This is a genomic window from Fodinibius salsisoli (genome assembly GCF_026229185.1).
In the GTDB taxonomy this organism is placed as follows: domain Bacteria; phylum Bacteroidota; class Rhodothermia; order Balneolales; family Balneolaceae; genus Fodinibius; species Fodinibius salsisoli.
The window spans coordinates 318,724-340,170 of the sequence record NZ_JAGGJA010000002.1 but is presented as its reverse complement, the minus strand read 5'-3'; the positions used below and the strand labels follow the sequence as shown (position 1 = coordinate 340,170).

The window sequence follows — 21,447 nt, the reverse complement described above, 5'->3', positions numbered from 1 at the left end:
CAGAAGTCTATTTTGCAAATTTTCTCACCCAAAATTCCAGGTCACACCGCGACCGATTTCGGGATCGGGATAGTTCCACTCTACGGCACCCTGGTCGCAGGCATACATGCAGGTGCCGCATTCTATGCAATCCTCCACCTGGAAATGGACCTGGCCATCTTCATCCATAGTGTAGCAGTTGGCCGGACAGACATAGGTTGTGGCTTTATGGGGACAGGTAGAATTACAGATATCCGTATCCACCACAATATGTGGCTTGATATCCGATTTTGCCTGGTTACGGTAGCTGACCAGTCCCAGTCGTTCTGAAAGTTTAAGTAATTTCATAGCGATTTGGCTCCTTTAAATCCTATTTTCATTAAATCCCAATACGACGAATGTTTCTTGACCGATTCCGATAACAAGTTACGCGACTTTTTGGTCGGCTCGTTATCGATGGTAAAGAACTTGCGACCAAAGTCACAAATCAGGTTGGGCATATCCTGGTACATCGTCGGGTTATGCAGCATATGTACCGCATCCTGGAAACTGTTGATGTCCTTCATTACATAACTTCCCTGCAACTTCTGCTTATATTGCTTAAGTGTCTGGCTGGAATAGTCAGCCTGCTCTTTTGCTTCTACAATCGTTTCTGCCGCCAGGATGCCCGAGCGCATGGCATAATCCATGCCCTGGATGGCTTTTCCGGCATTCATGAGCAGATTGGCCGCTTCTCCACATAGTAAAACACCATCTTTATAAACCTCCCTGGGCATTACGCGCTTATCGCCCGAGGATACGGCATGCGCTGAATACTCAACGATTTCTCCATCCTGCAGGATGTCTTTAATAACGGGGTGCATCTTGAAATTATTGAGCAGGTCATGGGGACTTTTCTCCTTCTCCCGCATATCTTTGATACCAGCTACCAGCCCAAGGGAGATAGTATCGCGGTTGGTATAGAGAAATCCGCCGCCTTCCACACCGTCCGTAGCATAACCTACAAATTCGTTTGACATTCCGCTTAGCCCGTTGAGCTGGAAGCGGTCTTCCAGTACTTTTTGATCGAAGCGGATAACTTCTTTGATGCCCGTCAGGATGTGGTCAGCCGGCACGTAGTCGTTTTGTAACCCGACTTGTCGTGTAAGCAAGTTGTTGACGCCCTCGGCAATGATCACACTGTCGGCGCTAAACTCTTCTTCACCCGTACGGATGCCTACCGCTTTGTCGTTCTCCATCAGTACCTCATCCACCTTGATGTTGGTGGCAATAAACGACTCCATAGCGAAATCGCTTTCATCGATGGCATTTTGCACTTTCTCCGCCAGCCAGCGGTCGAATTTGGAACGCAACACCACCACGCCGGAGTAGGGCGTTTCATTAAAGTGAGAGGACTTGAAGTCGATGGAAAAAGCAGACTGTTCATCCAGAAAAGTCAGCCGGCGGTGATTGATGAAGCGCTCCCAGCCGCCGTCTTCTTCCTGCCAGTATTCCGGCACCAGCCGCGCCAGGTCACTGCCCCAGAGCACGCCGCCGGACACATTTTTGGAACCTGCAAACTCGCCCTTTTCGATGAGCAGGAACTTCATGTTGTTACGTGCAAGAATCATGGCGGCTGCTAATCCGGCAACGCCTGCTCCAACGATAATACAGTCAAACTTTTCATCCATGTTATTTTTGAGTCTGTAAGTTTAAATTGTATGGAGACTGCCTCCTACATACTGCTAACTGCCATTTCTTAAAAGGAGGCAGCAGCAGTTGGCTAAGATTAAAATCTATGATTTAATTTTCCTTAGTTCTTCAATAAACGGAGGCAGCACTTTGTACAGGTCACCGACGATGCCGTAATCCGCAATATCAAAAATAGGGGCATCGGGATCTTTGTTAATTGCTACAATAACCTTGCTGTTGGCCATACCCGCAACGTGCTGAATGGCTCCCGAAATGCCCACGGCAATATAAAGCTGGGGAGAAACCACTTTGCCCGTCTGACCGATCTGGAGGCTGGGATCTATGACGCCCGCTTCGGTCAACGCACGCGAGGCCCCGATGCCGGCATTCAGCGTAGAAGCCAATTCCTGGATCAGCTCTTGTCCTTCCTCGTCTTTGGCACCACGTCCCGCTGCTACAATCGTTTCGGCTTCGGAAAGGTCGATTTTATCCCCGGAGGTACCGATTATTTCTTTCAGCTTAGCCTTGATGTCGCTTTCCTCCATACTAAAATCAAGCGCTATCACTTCGGCATCTGTATCTTGTTCCTGCAACTCATAGGAGCCTGATCGAACGGAGACCAAAATACGATCGCCCTCCGCTTCATTCTCAGAAAGAATCTTTGCTGCCATCACCGGGCGGGTAGCCGTGATGCCGTTGCCCGTTAATTCAAAAGCGGAGACGTCCGAAAGAACAGCCGCCTGTTGATTCGCTGCCAAGGCTCCCAGGATATCTTTAGTTCCTTCTGTTGATGCGAAGGCAAAAAGATACGGATCCACTTCGTCAATCACTTTGTTCAATGCCCTGAGCAGTGGAGTATTGCGATGGTTTTCAAAAATAGAGTCCGAAATCGTATAAATGGTGGAAGGGCCATACTTTTGAACTTCCCCGGTATAGCTATCCGCATCCGGATCAATGATAACCGCGGCTACCGAATGGCCGTGCTCGTCGGCCTGCTGCCGGAGATGCGATAAAACTTCCAGTGAAGATCGTTTAACCTTTCCGTCACTAATGGCGATGTGTGCTAATAATGTGCTCATGGTGAAATATTTTTTAGTTGAAACTCTTCGCTTCTAAACCTTGGTGATCAAACGGGAGATGGCAAATGTGAAATATAATTTTGTCGTTTTACATTTGACATCCGAAGTTTCACTTAAACAACGTTTGCCTCTTCGTCGAGTAGTTGAGCCACTTTTTGAGCTATTTCTTCGGGCTCGCCCTCAAACTTTTGTCCTGCCTCGCGTTCTGGCTTTTCGCGATAGCCGGTTACCTTGGTCTTTGATTTAAGCTTATTCTCTTCGACATCCAAATCTGCAATTTCCACACTTTCTACCGGCTTTCGTTTTGACTGCATGATACCCTTCAGGCTGGGGATTCGTGGCTCGTTCATGTCATTAGAACATGTGACAAGGCTGGGAGTAGGTAGGGCAATCATTTCCTGGCCAGTATCGCCCTGACGTTTTACAATCAGCTTGCTATCTTCAATGGAAAGTCCCACCGCGTTGGTGGCATAGGGCAGATCGAGGTGTTCGGCCAGCATACCGCCGGTTAGACCTGCATCCGTATCCTGCGATTGCTTGCCGCAAGAAATGATATCGTACTCCTTATCCTGGAAGAACGTAGCCAAAATATGAGCATAACTGGCTGAGTCATAGGCCTCATCACCACTGGTCCGGATATGGGTCGCTTTGTCAGCTCCCATGGCCAGTGCTTTACGAATGGTTTCGGTGGCTTTATCAGGTCCAACCAGCACAACTTCAACCTCGCCGCCATGTTCTTCGGTCAGGACCAACGCTTCTTCAACTGCAGAAGCATCATAGGCATTGAGGATCATACGGTCGGTATCCTGGATCAGTTCGCCATTTTTTATTTGGATGGGAGCATTCACATCCGGAACCTGTTTAATACAAACATAAAATTTCATACAGCGAATAGTTTTTGGGTTAGAATGGAAGTAGATCTCCTTATCAGCTGATCAATATACAAAACCTGATTTAAAATGTAGAGCTTCTGGCAGTGAACAGTTCAACAGAGCAGTAGACATACGGCAGGATAAAGTATTAAGTAAAAAGTGAGAAGTAAGAAGTGTTGAATAGAATTGCGAAAATTAATCCTTGACAAGGAATAGGTAGAACATTTTTCTGCCTTCTGCCTTCTGCCTTCTGCCTTCTGCCTTCACTGTAATTGTCGGTAAGAAGAAAGATGGCTCTGATCAATCTCGGAAAGCAGATTGAAGGCTTCCTCTTTAACCTGTGGGGCAGCATCTTCGAAGATGGAAGCAATTTCGCGGTATTTGGTGTTAAAAAAGGTATCGAACAATAAGTTGACGGACGTATTTTGTTTGGATTCTTGTATTTTTTGGAGGGCTTGTAGCACTTCTTTTCGAGCTTGTTCAGGATCGCTGATAAATTGGTCGAGCCCCTGGCGGTGATATTGATAGATGGCCGAACGAAGTCCCTCGTAAGCGGGACTCAGTAAATTTTCAACAAGTTGACCACGGCTACGTCGATTCGTTCCGCTGCGTTCCCAACCGGCAGCAGAGATGGATTGAGCCTGCGAAACAATTTTCTGAGCTTCCGTAAAAAGCAGGGTGCCTCCCAAGTCCTCAAAGCTGTCAAAATCGTATCCCAAAATGATGTAAACATAAAAATCAAAAAAACTGGTGAGCGGATCGTACTGCAGCTTGTCATGGACAAGTGAGCGATTGGGTGTATAATTGAAGCTCAGGTTCTCATCATTATAAAAAAAGAGGGCCGTTTGTCGCGTTGAATTATAGATGGGGCGTCGAGAGCGGAAAACGACTTGGGCATCAAAGTTGAAATTGTCGTCCGCGCTCAGTAACGTTATCTGTATATCAACGCCGATGCGTTCTTGCGGGGTAAAGCTGGCGTTGATCCAGTTATGTTCATTGATATATGTTTCGATTTCCTCAGCCAGATTATCAATAGCGGTAAGAGAGGTATTATTAATTTGGCTGCGATCGACGGTTACTTCGGCCTCCAGTTCCTGGCTATACATTTGCATAGGAAATAACAGAAGGCAAAGAGAGAGCAAAAGAAGGCCGAGGCCTAATCGATCCTTATAAAAGAGAAAAAAGTTCATCAGCACCTTTATTTTAAACTCAAGAGAGACTCATCTATGGATTATATTATAGGAAACCAATGGTATTCTCAAAGAAAGTTTTTAATCCTTTTTGTTAGTGCGGTATTTCTCAGTACAACTTTTCCTGTTGTTGCCCTGGGACAAGATGTGCTGGGAGCACGCGAGCTGGCAATAGGACAAGCGACCACGGCGCTGCCGAACAGTAGTTGGTCTGTATTTGCCAATCCTGCTATGATATCGGATGAGGAATCGTCTGTTTCATTCTTCGGGGTGCGCTACTATGGACTCTCGGAGGTCTCCGATGTTGCCGCTACCGTTATCTATCCTACCGACTTTGGAGTCTTAGCGGCCGGAGCACATCGTTATGGCTTCGATTTATTTAACGAAAATCGATTACGAGTAGGCTATAAAAATGCGATCTCAGGATTTCATTACGGTATCGTCTTCAACTACAGCCATGTAGTGCAGGGTGGGGGATACGGTTCGGGAGGCGCTCTCGGCTTCGATGTTGGGATAGCCGCACCGATCGTCTCCGATTTGTGGATTGCTGCCAAAGCAACCAACGTCAACCAGCCAGCCTATGGCTCTCGCAATGAGGAGGAGTTACCACGGAATCTAAGTGTCGGGCTCTCGTATCAACTTTCAGATGTGGCCCTGTTTACCTCAGAAGTGTTCAAGGATGTGCGTTTCCCGATTGCTTATCGCGGGGGAATAGAAGTGCGTATTATCAGTGGATTGATGGGACGTGCGGGTGTGACTACTTCCCCACAATCCTTTTCAGCAGGCTTTGGATACCTGGGGTCTTTCTGGAGTGCCAATGTAGGTGTGCAGCGTCATGAGAATAACGTGCTGGGCTACAGTCCGGCTATCGATTTTAAAATCAGCTGGTAATGCGCTCTGTTTTAATCCACATAGCACTCATTGGATGGTTGATTCCCGCTGCCGTGGTTGCCCAACAGCGCGACTCTACCCAGACGCAGGTGCAGGAAGACCTGGAGCAGGCGCTGGAAGACTTCGATATAGAAGAGGGCGAAAGGGGGAGCGAGCAGCTCATACAGCTCCTGCAAGAATTGATGGCGAATCCTATCAATATTAATCGGGCGGATGTGAATGAGCTTAGGGAAGTCCCCGGAATAAATTTGAAGACAGCCCGAGCTATCATCCACTATCGGACCGAAGAAAAGCCTTTTGAAACCTTGGGCGAGCTGACTGAAGTGTCGGGCATTGGTAGGGTAACCTTCGAGAAGGTGCAACCCTATGTGACTATCGGCAGCGGACTGGAGCTCAGTAAGGCGCTGTATTCAGATCCCCGGTATTGGACGAACGACGGAAAATTACAAGTATTTAGTCGCTATCAACAAGATTTGCAAAAAGGACAGGGATATATTGAACCACCGGAAGAGGGCGGCTATCGGGGCAGTCCTATGAAGTATTACCAGCGGTTTGGTTATCAAAGCGACCATCTCTCCATGAATTTTACCCAGGAAAAAGATGCGGGAGAACAGTTATCCAACCCCGCGCGCTTTGATCATCAGTCGTGGCATTTAGCGCTCGAGGATAATGGGCTGTTGCAAATGATTGCGGTGGGCGACTACAGCCTGTCCTTCGGGCAGGGATTGGTATTGTGGAATGGTGGGGTATTTGGAAAGGGAAGCGATGTTATCGGGGCCGCGAACCGCAAGGGTAGAGGAATAAAGCCGTATACCTCTGCGCAAGAGACCAACTACTATCGTGGAGCTGCCGCTACAGTGGGCCGACGGTTCCAAATTACAGGATTTTATTCCGCACGAAACCGAAGTTCCAGCATTATTTCTCCTGATACCGTTCGCTATCCCGGCTCCGATGGATATCATCGTACGAACAAAGAACATGGGCAGCGTGGAAATCTTGGACAAATGTTATACGGAGGGCGTCTGCAGTTTGAATTCCCTTTTGGAATCGTTGGAGCCACGGGCTACCGCACTCGGTTCGATCGTTATATCAAAGCCAGTGATCAGGCCTATGCGCGGTATGATTTTGAAGGAGAAACCACCTCCACAGTTGGCTTCGATTACACCCTGCTTGTAGGTCCTGTGCTGATTTTTGGAGAAGTGGCCCGCAGCAGAAATGGAGGTTTGGGAGGGGTAACTGGCATTGAAAGTTCGCTGGGGTCCGATACCGAGATGGCCGTTGCATATCGTAATTATCAGAAAACTTTTCAGTCGGTCTTGGGCAACGGGTTCGGAGAAGTTTCAGGAAATCCCAAGAACGAAGAAGGTATTTATCTGGGTCTACAGCATACCATCGGAGACAAGGTTACGCTCCATGCGTATATGGATCAGTTTCGTTTTCCCGCCCCGCGTTTTGGCACCCATCAGCCGACCAAAGGATATGACTGGCTGGGAAAGGCAGAAGTGGAAGTTAGTCCGGAGCTGGAATTCTATGTGCAGCTCCGAAGTGAGACCAAAGAAGATGAATATGAGGCAACGGACGCCCTGGGACGTCAGCAGCGTCTTTTGGATAACACCCGGCGCAGTAACCTCAGGGCAAATTTATCCTACTGGGTGAATGATAGGGTTCGATTACGCACAAGGGGAGAATGGGTCCAGAGTCGAGCGGCCGGAGAACAGGTTGAAAACGGCTACCTATTGTATCAGGATTTGCGACTACTGCTGAAAGATAACCTCAAAATCGATACGCGTATCTCTGTCTTTGATACCCATAGTTATGCTGCCCGAGTGTATCAGTACGAGAACGATTTGCTCTATGTCTTTGCCAGCCAGATGTTATATGATCGCGGACAACGGATGTACCTGCTGCTCAACTATGAGCCCTTTGACTTCCTGGAAGGCTGGGCTAAGATTGGGATTACCAAGTATGAAGATAAGCAGGTGATCGGTAGCGGACTGAATCAAATAAAGGGAGATTTTCGAAGTGAAATAGGCATTCAACTTCGGTTTAAGTTTTAGTTGTCTCAGTCTTATTGCTGTGAGAAACGATCAACGTTGATGTCATTGCGAGCGTAGTGAAGCAATCTCCTGAAAACAGAGAACGTTACGGGGAGATTACTTCGTCGTTGCAAGCTCCTCCTCGTAATGACAGGTTGGTTTAGAAGAATTAGACTTGGTGTAGGGCATTTGTCATGTCTATCCATTTCCCGGGCACTATAAAGGGGCCAGAGAAATAAATAAACCTGCATAAGTTTTGAGGGAGCTCTGCTCTCGTGTCTTAAGCCATCCAGGAGATGAGGCCCATCACAGCTGCAGTAGGATATTTGAGAAGTGATGATATATCCAGCTATGCTGTTTCTGTTCTTAGAACCAAACGACTACTATGGTAAAAAATGATTTTAACCCCTAAATGCGTTTTGTTAGTTTGATCTCTAATAACTCAATGAGCTATAAATAGATCATCAAAAAATGCCAGAACCCAAATGGGAACAATTTGCCAGGGAAGAGGCGAAGTGCTATGTGGATACGAATTTCAATGGTAACAAAAAAGATTTTTTTAACTCCGGACAGTCATTCGTTGAACAAAGCCTGGAAGAAGTCTTGCCCCGTTTGGATGAAACAGCACGAGCTCTGGAGATTGGGTGCGGAGTGGGTCGGTTAACCTTTCCACATGCAGTTGAATTTGATGAAGTTTTAGCTGTAGACGTGGCCCCCACAATGCTGGCCCAACTAGAAAAGCATGCCAACCAGTTTGGGGTTGATAACATTGAAACTTATCTGCCCGATCAACCTTGGCATACGAAACCTGTTAATTTTGTTTATTCCTACCTGGTGTTTCAGCATATACCTGATTTGGAGGTCATCAGAAAGTATATTAAAAAAATAGCCTCCTGCCTAAAACCTAATGGAAAGGGGATGGCTCGGCTACAGTTTGATACTCGTCCGGCTACCCTTTTGTATAGGTGCAGAAATAACCTACCTGACTGGCTATTACCAAAGAACCAGCGGCAAGGAATTCGCCGGATCCGTAGAAAACCCAATACCCTTGAAGGTATTTTTCAAACAAACAACTTGAGCATTGTACGCCAGCAATTTACGAATTCTACGATGCATACCTTTCTTTTAGAAAAAATAGATTGATCAGCAAGAACCCCTATTAAATTCTGAGTGAGCTTTGCTCTCGTTTAGTAAGCTGTTCAGGAACAGAATTCCTTTAGAACTGAGTCCAATTGAAATTGGATATTCTCCAGCAGAGCTATAATCTTGGTGCCAAGAATCGCCTTTCTCTGCACCATAAAAATCCGTATCATTTGTGGCTGTAAGCGAAATATAGTTTTAAAGTAAAGAGGAAAAGCTGAGTAAAGGTCACGAACATAACGATTCCGGAGAAGAAAAGGCCCAGGAATTATCGGCTCGGGAGTATCGGCTGGTACCTGTCGAGGAGGAAAAAGCAAATGATGATAATGCTGTTAATATCGTGGAGCTACTTCGGTTATTGGGAGAAAAACGCCGGTTGATTGCCAAAATAACGGGTGGTTTTGTAGTTTTGGGATTGATTATTGCCTTATTTAGTTCGGTTGAATATACCTCGGAGGCATTGTTGATGCCCGAAGTGAAAAGCAGTGAAAGTTCTGCAGGTGATTTATTGGAAAGTTATGGAGGTATGCTTGGGTTGGGCAGCCTGGGATCAATGGAACTTTCCAAAGAGGGAACGATCGCACCGGAAGTCTATCCCCAAATAATAAAGAGTTTAGGCTTTCAGGATAAACTGCTTCAGAAGGAGATCTATTTTTCAGAGCTTGATACCACGGTGAGCGGCTATACATACTTTGAAGATATCCGAAACCTTTCTCTTTTTGAGTTTTTGATTGAATACACCCTTAAACTGCCCGGAAAGCTTGGCTCCCCGGACCCTGTAAAACAGTTGCCGGAATGGTTGAGAACTCAATTTAATGAAGATGCCGTTGTTGAGTTAAAAAGTGACGAGCTCGAAATTATTAAAAAAATGAAGGAAAGAATTACTATAGAGCTCAGTAGCGAAACTGGAGTTCTTACGGTAACATCCACAATGCCGGATCCCATTGCCGCCGCCCAGATTAACCGGGGAGTAATTAACATGCTCAAGGATTTTATCAAAGCTTATAGTACTCAGAAGGCAAAGGAAGATCTGCAGTTTGCACAGACACAGCATGAGCAGGCACAAGAGCGCCTTAAGAAGGTACAGGATAAGCTTGCTAACTTTTTAGATCAGAATGTTAATCTTGCTACAGCTAAGTCCCGGGCAGAGGAGCAGCGTCTGCAGGCCGAATTTGACTTAGCTTATAATATGTACAACAGTGTATCTCAGCAGCTAATGGAGGCCAAAATGAAAGTGCAGGAACAGACGCCGGTGTTTAAGCCGCTGCAGTCGGTCAATGTTCCTATAGAAAAAAGTAAGCCCCAGCGCATCCTCATTTTGATACTGTCTTTTTTAGTAGGCCTTGTGGTCTCTTTCGTGTTTATCGCCAGCCGGGATGTCTATCAAAAAGTTAGCCGGAATATGTAGGATAGTATTCCGAGAAATGTTTGTTCCTCTAATCTACAGAAACTTTTATAAAATCCTGTTAGTTATCCTAAACTCCGTTTCGGAAGCACAACTATAGATGAATTCTTCGTCCTCCCATTCGTCATCAAAGCAACAGGGTATTTTAGGACAGAATACCCTGATTAATATCATGGGCAGGGGAATCCCACTCTTATTTGCCGTTGTGGCTATCCCTTTCGTGATTGATGGTCTTGGAACTGAGCGTTTTGGTGTGCTTACCATCGTCTGGATTGTCATTGGATATTTTGGCCTTTTCGATATGGGACTGGGGCGGGCCACCACCAAGTTTGTAGCCGATCAGGAAGCTCGTGGCGCTGACCAGCTTTCACCTATAATTCTTACTTCTATATTCTTACTTATTGGACTGGGAATAATAGGAGGAGGAATTATCGTTATAGCTACACCTTATCTTGTCCAAAATATACTGAATATCCCTTCAGAACTTATCGGTGAAACTACCCAAGCCTTTTATGTACTAAGCATATCCATCCCCCTGGTACTGGGATCTATAGGAGCCCGAGGAGCCTTGGAGGCCCAACAACGATTTGGAATTGTTAACCTAATAAAAGTGCCGGCCAGTATTATCAACTATGTTGGGCCATTATTGGTATTACCGTTCAGCAATCAGTTGCAGCATGTGGTCATTGTACTGGTTATAGCACGGGCTGTCACTTTTGTAATGTACCTCTTTTATTGTTTAAAGAATGACTTAAACCTTCGTTTAGATCAGTATCCTGTTTTACAGTGGGTTAAAGAGTTGTTGAGTTTTGGGGCCTGGATTACCGTCAGTAATCTTATCAGCCCTCTTATGGTCTATATTGACCGATTTATTTTAGGGGCCATGATGACGATGACGGCCGTGGCCTATTACACCACTCCTTACGAAATGGTGACCCGGTTGTTAATGGTTTCTGGCAGCTTTATGGGCGTGATGTTTCCGGCATTCAGCGTGTACTCACTAAAGAAAAAAGAAAAGCTGACCGCCCTTCATCAAAAATCTATTCGGTACCTGTTACTAGTGCTGGTGCCTATTATTACCTTTCTTGTTCTCAGTGCCGAGCCATTACTTTACTATTGGATAGGCGATGAGTTTGCACAGAACAGTACCCATGTCTTACAACTTTTGGGCATAGGTGTACTGATTAATTCGATAGCGGCTGTGCCTTATACTATGCTACAGGCCATTGGTCGTCCAGATATTACGGCCAAGCTTCATATGGCAGAGTTGCCTGTTTATTTAGCAATGATCTGGTTCTTAACCCAGGCGATGGGCATTACAGGCGTTGCCCTGGCATGGGTACTGCGGGTTACCATTGATGCTGGACTGTTGCTCTTTTTTAGTAATCGTCTGGTAGGGTTTATTTCTCAAAAAGGGAATGCTATCCAAGCACAGGTATGGGGCTTTACCGTTTGCATAATAGTGTCTTCAGCTATTCTTTTTATTTTTGATAATAGAAATGTGTTATTAGGAATAGGAATCGTGATGGGAGTCGCCGTTTTTTTAGCTATCTGGAAATTTACTTTAAAGCCCGGAGAACGGTCTCGTTTGCTGGAGTTGTATCGGCAACTTAAGACCAAAATTTTTCATAAAAAGATTGCTAACGAATAATTAAGCCCCGTTGCCAATGAATATATCTTTAACGCCCAGGATATTTATAATTTTGGTCAACTGGAACGGATGGCAGGATACCATCGAATGCCTCCATTCTTTGGATAACCTCGATTACCCTAATTATTCGGTCATTGTTGTTGATAATGGATCAACTGACGGATCCCCAGAAAAGATCAGCAGGGCATTTCCGCAGGTCCATCTCATTGAAAGTGACCAAAACCTGGGCTTTGCCGGGGGCAATAATTTAGGTATTGAACAGGCACTTAACGAAGGAACTGATTATGTATGGTTGTTAAATAATGACACCGTAGTGGATCCAGATGCTCTTTCTCACCTCGTCCAGCGGATGGAAAAAGATACCAACATAGGTATATGCGGGTCTAAACTTATTTATTACCACCAGCGTGATACCATCCAAGTGTTGGGCGGAGGAAGCCATAACAAATGGTTGGCGACGACCAACAATTTTGGGCAACATCAGTCTGTGGAAACCTCCTTTAATCCTCAGCAAATTGAAGAAAATCTTGATTTCGTTATCGGGGCCTCGATGCTGGTATCCCGGCGCTTCCTCAACGAGGTGGGATGGTTGAGTGAAGATTATTTTCTATATTACGAAGAACTTGATTGGGGAATACGGGCTAAGCCACAATTTTCATTAGGATTTGCACCGGAAAGTGTTGTCTATCATAAGGAGGGAGCATCTACTGGGGGAAACCAATTACAGCGAGCTAACAGGAGTGAAAAATCCGATTATTATCAGCTCAAAAACCGATTAAAGTTCACTTATAAATTTTTCCCATTATATTTGCCTTGTGCCTATTTATCTATTTTTTATGCTTTGATTAACAGAGTACGAAGAGGCCAGTGGAAGCGCATCCCCATGATCATAAAACTAATGTTTACCTTTAATAAATAGTGTAACGGATTACTCTAGTGGATTTACAGAAGAAATTTGTATTGGGACTGGCGCTGGTGTCACTATTTGGGACAGTGACCAACTTCATCTATGTTAGTCCCTTACTGACCCTGTTGATTCCATTATCTATTTATGCATTTAACAAAAATGAGCTGCCCCGGCCCATTGCGTGGCTGTATGCTTTCTTGGCACTCTTTTTAATGAGTGTACTGCTGTACCATCCTCTCTCTGTTGTTGAATTTGGCTTTTACCGGCGCGACGGCAATTTTATCATTTCCTATGCGCCGCTGCTCATTTTGCCCCTGTTCAGCTTTGAATTTAAGCTGCGGAACCATTTTCGCCAGTTCTACCTGTTTGGCGTCATTCTTTATGGACTGTTATTTGTATATCACCTGTTAACCGCTAACTTTTTAGGTAATATTCATGAAATAGTTTTCAGTGGATTGTTTTACGCACAAAACGCAGTAGGTGGTTTTTTATCCACTTTAGGTGCACTGGGCTTTGCCTACTGGTATCACCGTGGCAGTAAAAAGGAGCTATTTTTATTTCTGTTAGTCCTAATCATTTTGATAGCTACCTATTCCCGCGGATCTATCCTGGGGTTAGCACTTGGCATTATGGCTTGGTACTGTGTACAAACCGAGCGTATGAAAATACTTATGTTGTTACTTTTGATACCCATTTTGTTTACTGCTGGCAGCCTGATGATCGGTTACCCTTACTACAAAGGACAGATTGCTACTCAAAATAATGTTCAGATAGATCTTGATAATGATGTAGAACAGAAAAGTGCCAATGTGATGATCAGAATATTCTATACCTTCCCCAGGGCTTGGTATATATTTTTGGAATCGCCCGTTTTAGGCAATGGAGTAGGGTCGTACGACGACAGGCCGTATGATCTGCAAGAGATTGTTCCCTATCTAACCTACAATGCCCAGCCCCAAAAAGCACATACCGATGCACATGCTCATCATTCGTATTTACATTTTCTTGCGGAACAGGGTATCGTAGGATTGACTCTGTTTTTAACGTTCTGGGTATCGCTCTTTTTATATCTCAAACGTATTAAAACCCAGCCGGTGATCCGCGATTACTTATTGATCGTTTTTTTTACTATCACTTTTGCCTCGTTTACCGCGCATCGCTTTACAACCCCTTCACACATGCTTCCCTTTACCATCTCGGTTGGACTGTTCATGATGCATAAAGGAAATTATAAACGGGTCAAGATTAGCGTGCTGGGCGGTTCAAAGTAAATCTGAATTCATAGAAAGTTATATACTTTTATTAGAATAGGTTACAATGTAAGCCAGCGGATTGATACCTCCCGGGAGGAGTTAAGTGTCTTCAAAAGTTAAGGACAATGGTTGAGTGATCTAAGCTTCACTACTGTACCTTTTTATAAAACCAAGTATGTCATCCAGGTAGTTATTTGAATTTTCTACTAATTTTTCCAGTTTTATAAAATGGATGTCATCAAATAGTTTGATATATTTTTTCTTGTATTCTTTTATTAGATCAATGCATTTGGTATGGTAATATTCAGGTCCTCTCTCGCGCATTAACTTGTCATATCCACTTAGTTTAGGACCAAAAGGGTAGAGTCCCTTGCGCCAGTGGTTAAATTTAAGAAGAGAGTATTTGGTGAAATTAAAAACCTGGGAGGAATGGATCTGCTTGTGTAATAGCAGCGTATTTTGGGGATTTTGTCCCTTTTCTAAATTATATGCATCTGGTTGTGATTTTTGTAAATACTTAGCTGGGTTAAATCCGCCATGTTTCAGCGTTGCTTTTACATTAGATTGCAAGCAGGCTTGCTCATCCCTTTCGATGAATAATATCTTAGCCTCTGGTAATACATACTTTACTGTTTCTGGTCTAAAAAGGTTCGGAGGTGATTTTTCAATGACAATTTTGTTGTCATGTCGAAGCTTCCGTGCAACAAATTTTTTTAAGTATTCATTTTTAACGGGCTTAACCTGATCGTAGATATTAAACTTATCGATATTCTTCCACAAAAGATGAGGCTCATTGAATTGTTTACATTCAATGTTGTTGTAAATTAAATTAGATAAATAAGTAGTGCCTGACCTTGAATAACCGATAATACAAAATATCATTTTCTACTATTGCCTCTCTTGTTAGAAAAACTAGTAATGTGTAAAATGTTCATTTATTTAATGATTAAATAAGAAATATTAAAAAAATAATTTTGCTTTAGAAACAAATCTATGGGGAAGCAATAATCTTCTAAGAACATTTCATCGATGAGCTTACTAATTATTCAACAAAGCAAAGGAATTGCAACTGGTAGATATTTTGTTAGCATCTTCCTATATCATTCTGTGCGAAACTCAATTGTCTAATTCAAGATAAATAAATCAATTTATCTTGAAACATAAACAATCAATGCTGGTAAATATTGTTTGATGGTCCTATTGCTCAATAGAAAGTATTTATAACTGAGGTGTGGACTTTATTTTAATCTTAAAAAGAGTTCTTTTTTTACTATTGAGTGAAATAGTTTTATATTAGATTTTTTTGAACCTGAACATAACTATTAGCTATAAGCCCAGTTAGCTACAATTCTTAATAAATTATTAAGATGGGATATAAAAGCGAGTCGGTTGCCCCTGAAAACCTAATTCAAGAGAAATATCAAACCGTCAGGCAATGTATTGTACAAGAGATGTACGATACTAATATAGCGTCTGCTAACGGTGCGGATAGCAGTTATTCAAAATTTGAATCACTGGCAAATAATACCTTTAGGGGTAAGCGAAGTATCGACATTTTTATTGGATGTTTTGCTTTTCTGTTTTTCCTATTGCTGTATCCCGTTTTTGCCCTATTTATTAAGCTAAGCTCTAAGGGACCTGTTCTATACAAGCAACGCAGAACCGGACAACATGGGCATGAGTTTGTCTGTTATAAATTTCGGACGATGCATCAGCTGGATCTTCGGCGTATTGATGGCAAACCGGTGGTAACCCAAGAAAACGATAAGCGAGTCTTCTGGTTTGGTAGTTTATTACGGATGACCAATCTGGATGAATTGCCACAGGTGCTGAACGTGTTGAAGGGAGATATGAGTCTTATTGGTCCCCGGCCTTATGCGATTGAAGAATGCGCACACTGGAATAACATGTATGATGATTTTTATTACCGGTATGCAGTCAAACCCGGCATTTCAGGACTCGCTCAGGTCAAAGGGTACCGAGGGGGAACGTTGGATGTAGATCATATGAGGAAGCGTTTAGACTACGATCTTATTTATGTTGAAAAACAGTGTCTGGGCCTGGATTTAAATATTTTAGGCCACACCATTCTTAAAATGATTCATCTGGATACGGATGGACATTAGTTGTTTAGGGCGGGTAAAGGCTTAATGGGTTGTACACTTCTGTGATAATTCTAAATTATAATGTAATTGTCTCATGCCAAAGGGAGCAGGGGATGTCGTATAGGTGATATATTGTTCTATTTTTGGAACGAACATCCCACAGAAGCGCGACCAGACTAAAAGGTATCGCCAGCTGGAAAAAGAGACCAGTAAGTAACCAGAGGCACCTCAGATCAAAGAATAAAAACTCACTTCTGATTTAGACAGTTTTTTTCAATCCTCAGCGTCTCCTTTGCCTTAACGAACCGAACCTTTTTTCTTAGATCGGTCGTATTAAAATCAGTTTGCCACCGGTCTTAAACTTGTTGACAAATGAGCTGTGACAAATCTCCCTTTTGGGAGTACGGCATAGCGGAGAGGTTTTTTTGTAGTAAATAAGTCGAAAGTGTGAAGTTTAAAGCACTTGGATGGATTCGCCCCGTGGGCTGTGGACCCTATTCATTAGGCTTGGAGAGCTATCATTTTCCTGCTATAAATCAGATATCCCATGGAAAGAAAAACACTTTATTTCCATTAAAATAAGTGCGTACTTAGACTGCAATAAATATTTGATACGCTTAATAGACAACCAGTAGTCTCTATGCATACATATCTGAAGGAGCTTTTCCTCCGTACCCTCGATGCTTGTTCACCCCAGAAGGCCATCGCGGACCGGGTCTCTTGTAAAGGGCATAAGTTGAGCGTTGGGGCGTCGGGCTTTGACCTGAAGGAACATCCCGTTTATGTTTTTGCGGCGGGGAAGGCCTCCATCCCCATGTATGAAGCGGTGCATACTATTATGGAAGGTCGAATAGCCGGGAGTCTGGTAATCACAGCCGGTTCGAAGGCTTCGGTTTCTGTGCCGGCGGATGAGATCATTGAAGGAGAACATCCGGTGCCGGGCAGGGGTAGTTTGAGGGCCGGAGAGCAGGCGATCTCTTTTTTTAAGGAAATACCCGGAGATGCGATTGTATTGAACCTCATCTCGGGGGGCACTTCTTCATTAATGTGTCAGCCTGCAGAGGACATTACTATCGAAGAACTTAATCAAACGTTCGACCTTTTGAATAACTCGGGTGCCGGGATTTATGAGATGAATGCCGTCCGTAAGCATTGTTCAGATATTAAGGGAGGGCAGTTGCTTCGTTCATTATCCCATGAAACGACGTTGATTAATTTGATTATTTCGGATGTGCCGGGTGATCATCCGGCTGTTATCGGAAGCGGGCCTACCGTTCCTGATTCCTCGACTTTTTCAGATGCAGAAGGCGTCTTAAAAGAACGAAGCATTTGGGATAAAGTGCCCAAGTCAGTACGAAAACATATTCAGTTGGGAATAGCAGGCCGTTGGCAGGAAACGCTAAAGCCGGGGGAGATATCCTTTGCTGGTGAGCAAACACAGATAATCAGTTCGGCTGGTCAGTTTGCCCGGCAGGCAGAGGCCTTTGCGGCAGAGGACGGGTACCAGGTATGGGTAGCCAGGGAGCCTTTTAATGAGCCGGTGGAAACGGTTGCTACTACTGTTTATGAAAGAATTAAGGATCAGTTGGAGAAGGAAGGCACTCAGGAAAGGCCAACGCTGCTTATATTTTATGGGGAATCAACGGTAAAAGTTACGGGAGAAGGAAAAGGAGGACGGAACCAGGAGTTAGCACTGCGTGGAGCTTTAAAGATCGCTAATCAGCCAAATATAAGCTGGCTAAGTGCTGGTACCGATGGGATTGACGGTCCGACGGATGCGGCGGGAGCTCTTGTTGACGGTGAGACGATAGGGCGGGCTCGCAATAATGATATAGATCCGGAAACTTACCTGCAGCGTAATGATTCCTATCATTTCCACAAGCAGATGGATACCCTTCTAAAAACGGGGGCCACGGGTCATAATTTAATGGATGTGGTTTGGATTGAGATTGGGGGCTAAGCCTGTCTTAGATAAGGCAATAAGAATTCTTCCTTGGAAGAGGGAGTGCCAGATGTGTTGCCCTATCCCGGCGTGCCCAGTGGAATATTATTCCACTGGAGTCTCAAACAAGGAATAGGCTGGTATCACTCATCGGATGAGTGATCTTGCTCATTGTTTGTTAGGGGTCCTGTTACTCATCCGATGAGTATAGTCTAAATAACTTGGTGGAACCCTATATCTCCTGAATGGGGATTATTGATGATAAAATACGTAGTAGGTCGGGAATCTTTCCCGACTGTAACAACCATAATAAAGATGCTATCAGCCGGACAAGATGTCTGGCCTACTATTGTAAACTACCTGTTACAGGGTAAATTTACCCTCCGAGAGAGGAGGTTAAGAGTTTTAAGGTTTGGGCAATCAGTTTTGAGGCTAATCACCCATAAAACAAGGAATACTGATTTCTCGCAAAAAAACTGTGATTATCAGCCTAATCTGTATTCCATTGATCCAGTGAGATTCTTCAGCTCCACTTCGTCTCGTTCAGAATATATATTGTAGGAGGAAATCCACATCTCCTCTTAATTCCTCGTGATCTGAACGATAGTCGTTGCTATGAGGGCCGCGGTAGAGGTAATTGCTGACAATATACCGATACGTTCCTGGGTAGAGAGGCCTTCATTGGGATCTTCTTCCGGCACGACGATAGTAGCCCCGGGCTGTACAGAGGGATAATTTTTGAAGAATAAAAACTTCTTGGTTCTATCCACATCGCCATTGGCATAGATAATATAAGCCTTCTTTTTTCGGGCAAGGTCATTAAATCCACCGGCAGCCGTAATATAGTCAGAAAATGAACGGCCAGGCTCGAAGCGAATGGTCGTGGGATAGAATACGCCACCTTCAACAGTCACGGTTTCAAGCCGTTGGGGCACGAACAGGGAATCTCCCTCCTCGAGTAATAGATCATACCTGGAGCCCGGATTTTGAAGTACTTCCGGAAGCTCAATACCGACCTGGGCCGACTCACTGCGCTGGGCCTGTTGTCTTTGTTGTTGCTGTTCTTGAGCTTCAGTTCCTTCTACGTTGGCAAGCATTTGCTGAGACTCCTGCTGGGTAAATTCTCTTCTCCTGAAAAGGGTTGCGCCTTCGGTATAGGCATCATTGGTCAGCCCGCCCGCTCGTTCTATAATATCAGAGATGCGTTCGGTACGCGATGAAATGGCATACTTCCCGGGGTACTGCACTTCACCAACAACATGTATCTCTTTCTGTTCTTCGTAATTTGGAAGCTCACGAATATAGACCTGGTCAAAGGGATGCAGCTCAAAGTTAGCGCCGGCCTCACCAAGGCTCAAGTCTTCGTTTACGTTAAAGGTTTTGATATCAGCAATAAATGACCGGTTGCCGGTCAGGTCATCTACATCACGGATGCGGCGGGCAACCTCAATACGATAAGGGGTGGCAGATTCTTTAAAGCCATCCGCCATATAGATGAGGTCCTCAAGCGTCATGCCCTTGGCATACTCATACTCATCCGGACTTTGTACCGGTCCCTTAATGCCAACCGTATATTCTTCTCTCAGATCAAAAATAGAGTTAATACGAACGATATCATCTTTCTTCAGGGGGATATTATGAGCTTCGGGATTTTGCATCAGCTCTCGTACGCTAAAAGAGATGGTCTCCATGGTATAATCGTCCTGAGTACGTAAGATGAGCCCACGGTTCATGAAAGCATCCCCCATCAGTCCGTCGGCACGTTGGATGAGCGAATAGAGGGAAGTAGTATCATTTAGAGCATATTCGCCGGGACGAAAAACGGCGCCTTCAATTTCAACTTTATTGGTAAAACGATCTAATATTTCTCCTACAGCTACGGAGTCTCCGTTTGATAAGACATAATCATCGAAATAACCTTTGTTGACGTCCGAAATTCGACGCTGCTTAGGAGTATTGCCAACCACTTTAATGCGATCGGTATAGGCTTGGTCGGTGAAATCGCCGGCATAGACGATCAGATCCTGTAAGGTTTCATTGCCCACAAGCTCGTAGATGCCGGGTCGTTTGACTTCACCCTCAATTTCTACACGGTTCTGATAAGGCTGGATCTGAATGATATCCTGCGAGCGCAGCCGGATATTCTGGGACTGGTTACCATAAATGAGCAGGTCGTAAAGGTCAAAAGTAGCGACTTTCTCATCGCCACGCATGACGTTGATTTTTCGGAAGCTTCCCTGTGTATTGGGGCCGCCTGCAGCGTAGAGGGCGTTAAATACCGTGGAAAAGGATGACAACGTGTAGGTTCCGGGCACATTAGCTTCGCCTAGCACGGTTACTTTGATGCTGCGCACCTGTCCCAGGGACAGCTGCATGTAGGTGTCCTTATTTTGTTCGTTCTGTGGATTCAGTCCGGAGTAGATATCTCCAAGGCGGGAGCGAAGCCGGTTGGAGGCTTCGTCAATGGACAGGCCGTTAACATTGATAGGGCCAATGTTTTGGATGTTAATCATGCCATCCGGCGTTACTTGCAGCTGGTAATTCATTTGAGCAGCTCCCCATATATCGATGATAATTTCGTCGCCGGGACCTAACTCATAATCTTTGGGAGTAGGGATATTCAGTGCAGGTTCGAACGTCACTCGGTCATCGGTAAAGAGCTTATATCCAAATATTTTTTCACGAAGCTGTCTTTTAGCCATTTCCAGCGAATCGGAAAGGGCATACAGGGAATCAAATTTTGTGGGATCGGCCGGAGGTCCTTCTGTTTCAACTTGCGTTCTAAGCTGCCCGGTCTGTAGTCCCTGGGTTGTGTCTCCCCCGAGGCCTCCACTGCGCGCTTGCTGAAGGCGTTGCCGTAATTTACTGGCCTGCGATTGGGGTAACCCCCGGGATACTGCTAATTGAACGGCCTGATCGATAGAGAGACTACGAGCTTGTGCAGCATCATATATGCGTTGAATCTGCTGGTCGGAAAGCTGGTCAACTCTAATACTCTTGAAATCGATATCAGATAGGCTTTGATTTTGTGCCTGTACAAGGGTAGCAAAGCACAAAAGTAGAAGAGGTAATAGTCCCTTTGTCAATCGCATTGATAGTATAATCTTATTGGATATTGAATTTTTCTAAGCGCTTAAAATAATGAATTTAGTGATAAACTTACATTCTGATTTTATAACTTCTAAAGTTCGTTTGACACATTATGTTCCGATGAGAGGCTGTTTGCGTATCGAGGGTTGAGATGGGAAGTAGTAAAATTCGAGCTGCAGTTTATTTGTTGTACGTTTGCACCAGTATCACTCCGAAGCCTTAGCGGCGAGGAGTCT

General features: G+C 44.5%; 16 protein-coding genes. 9 read left to right on the top strand and 7 right to left on the bottom strand.

Features of this window, described 5'->3' with window-relative positions:
• Nucleotides 1-24 precede the first annotated feature (24 nt).
• The 5 genes from J6I44_RS04250 to porD form a co-directional block, all read right to left on the bottom strand.
• Nucleotides 25-327, bottom strand: coding sequence for a ferredoxin family protein (locus J6I44_RS04250; protein WP_265764748.1), 303 nt, complete (start codon nt 325-327; stop codon nt 25-27).
• Nucleotides 324-1,649 carry an FAD-dependent oxidoreductase gene (locus tag J6I44_RS04245; RefSeq protein WP_265764747.1) on the bottom strand — a complete coding sequence of 442 codons (1,326 nt, stop codon included), beginning with the start codon at nt 1,647-1,649 and terminating at the stop codon, nt 324-326. The genes J6I44_RS04250 and J6I44_RS04245 overlap by 4 nt, the downstream gene beginning before the upstream one ends.
• Nucleotides 1,650-1,754: 105 nt before the next feature.
• Nucleotides 1,755-2,729, bottom strand: coding sequence for an electron transfer flavoprotein subunit alpha/FixB family protein (locus J6I44_RS04240; RefSeq protein WP_265764746.1), 975 nt, complete (start codon nt 2,727-2,729; stop codon nt 1,755-1,757).
• 113 nt (nt 2,730-2,842) lie between these two features.
• Complete coding sequence (locus J6I44_RS04235; RefSeq protein WP_265764745.1) at nt 2,843-3,613, bottom strand: electron transfer flavoprotein subunit beta/FixA family protein; 771 nt, start codon at nt 3,611-3,613, stop codon at nt 2,843-2,845.
• Nucleotides 3,614-3,864: 251 nt separating this feature from the next.
• Complete coding sequence (gene porD, locus J6I44_RS04230; RefSeq protein WP_265764744.1) at nt 3,865-4,791, bottom strand: type IX secretion system protein PorD; 927 nt, start codon at nt 4,789-4,791, stop codon at nt 3,865-3,867.
• Nucleotides 4,792-4,827: 36 nt separating this feature from the next.
• On the opposite strand from porD, the gene J6I44_RS04225 reads away from it, so the two are divergent.
• From J6I44_RS04225 to J6I44_RS04195, 7 genes are all read left to right on the top strand, one after another.
• Nucleotides 4,828-5,682 carry a hypothetical protein gene (locus J6I44_RS04225; protein WP_265764743.1) on the top strand — a complete coding sequence of 285 codons (855 nt, stop codon included), beginning with the start codon at nt 4,828-4,830 and terminating at the stop codon, nt 5,680-5,682.
• Nucleotides 5,682-7,739, top strand: a complete 2,058-nt coding sequence (locus J6I44_RS04220) for a ComEA family DNA-binding protein (RefSeq protein WP_265764742.1) — start codon at nt 5,682-5,684, stop codon at nt 7,737-7,739. The genes J6I44_RS04225 and J6I44_RS04220 overlap by 1 nt, the downstream gene beginning before the upstream one ends.
• 450 nt (nt 7,740-8,189) lie before the next feature.
• The gene (locus tag J6I44_RS04215) at nt 8,190-8,861 is read left to right on the top strand and encodes a class I SAM-dependent methyltransferase (RefSeq protein WP_265764741.1); all 672 of its coding nucleotides are present in this window, start codon (nt 8,190-8,192) and stop codon (nt 8,859-8,861) included.
• Nucleotides 8,862-9,198: 337 nt separating this feature from the next.
• A complete protein-coding gene (locus J6I44_RS04210; protein WP_265764740.1) occupies nt 9,199-10,266 on the top strand; it encodes a hypothetical protein in 1,068 nt (355 codons plus the stop codon).
• 97 nt (nt 10,267-10,363) lie between these two features.
• Nucleotides 10,364-11,914, top strand: a complete 1,551-nt coding sequence (locus J6I44_RS04205; RefSeq protein ID WP_265764739.1) for a flippase — start codon at nt 10,364-10,366, stop codon at nt 11,912-11,914.
• Between the two features lie 16 nt (nt 11,915-11,930).
• Nucleotides 11,931-12,833 carry a glycosyltransferase family 2 protein gene (locus J6I44_RS04200; RefSeq protein WP_265764738.1) on the top strand — a complete coding sequence of 301 codons (903 nt, stop codon included), beginning with the start codon at nt 11,931-11,933 and terminating at the stop codon, nt 12,831-12,833.
• 17 nt (nt 12,834-12,850) lie between these two features.
• Nucleotides 12,851-14,092 (top strand): O-antigen ligase family protein, encoded by a 1,242-nt coding sequence (locus J6I44_RS04195; protein WP_265764737.1) that lies wholly within the window; start codon nt 12,851-12,853, stop codon nt 14,090-14,092.
• Between the two features lie 120 nt (nt 14,093-14,212).
• Here the strand turns inward: J6I44_RS04195 and J6I44_RS04190 are convergent, their stop codons facing one another.
• A complete protein-coding gene (locus J6I44_RS04190; protein ID WP_265764736.1) occupies nt 14,213-14,956 on the bottom strand; it encodes a sulfotransferase in 744 nt (247 codons plus the stop codon).
• Between the two features lie 485 nt (nt 14,957-15,441).
• On the opposite strand from J6I44_RS04190, the gene J6I44_RS04185 reads away from it, so the two are divergent.
• Together J6I44_RS04185 and J6I44_RS04180 are read left to right on the top strand one after the other, a co-directional pair.
• Nucleotides 15,442-16,200, top strand: a complete 759-nt coding sequence (locus tag J6I44_RS04185) for a sugar transferase (protein WP_265764735.1) — start codon at nt 15,442-15,444, stop codon at nt 16,198-16,200.
• A gap of 619 nt (nt 16,201-16,819) precedes the next feature.
• Nucleotides 16,820-18,139 (top strand): glycerate kinase type-2 family protein, encoded by a 1,320-nt coding sequence (locus J6I44_RS04180; RefSeq protein ID WP_265764734.1) that lies wholly within the window; start codon nt 16,820-16,822, stop codon nt 18,137-18,139.
• Nucleotides 18,140-18,702: 563 nt separating this feature from the next.
• On the opposite strand, the gene J6I44_RS04175 is transcribed toward J6I44_RS04180, so the two are convergent.
• Nucleotides 18,703-21,213, bottom strand: coding sequence for an SLBB domain-containing protein (locus tag J6I44_RS04175; protein ID WP_265764733.1), 2,511 nt, complete (start codon nt 21,211-21,213; stop codon nt 18,703-18,705).
• Between the last annotated feature and the right edge of the window lie 234 nt (nt 21,214-21,447).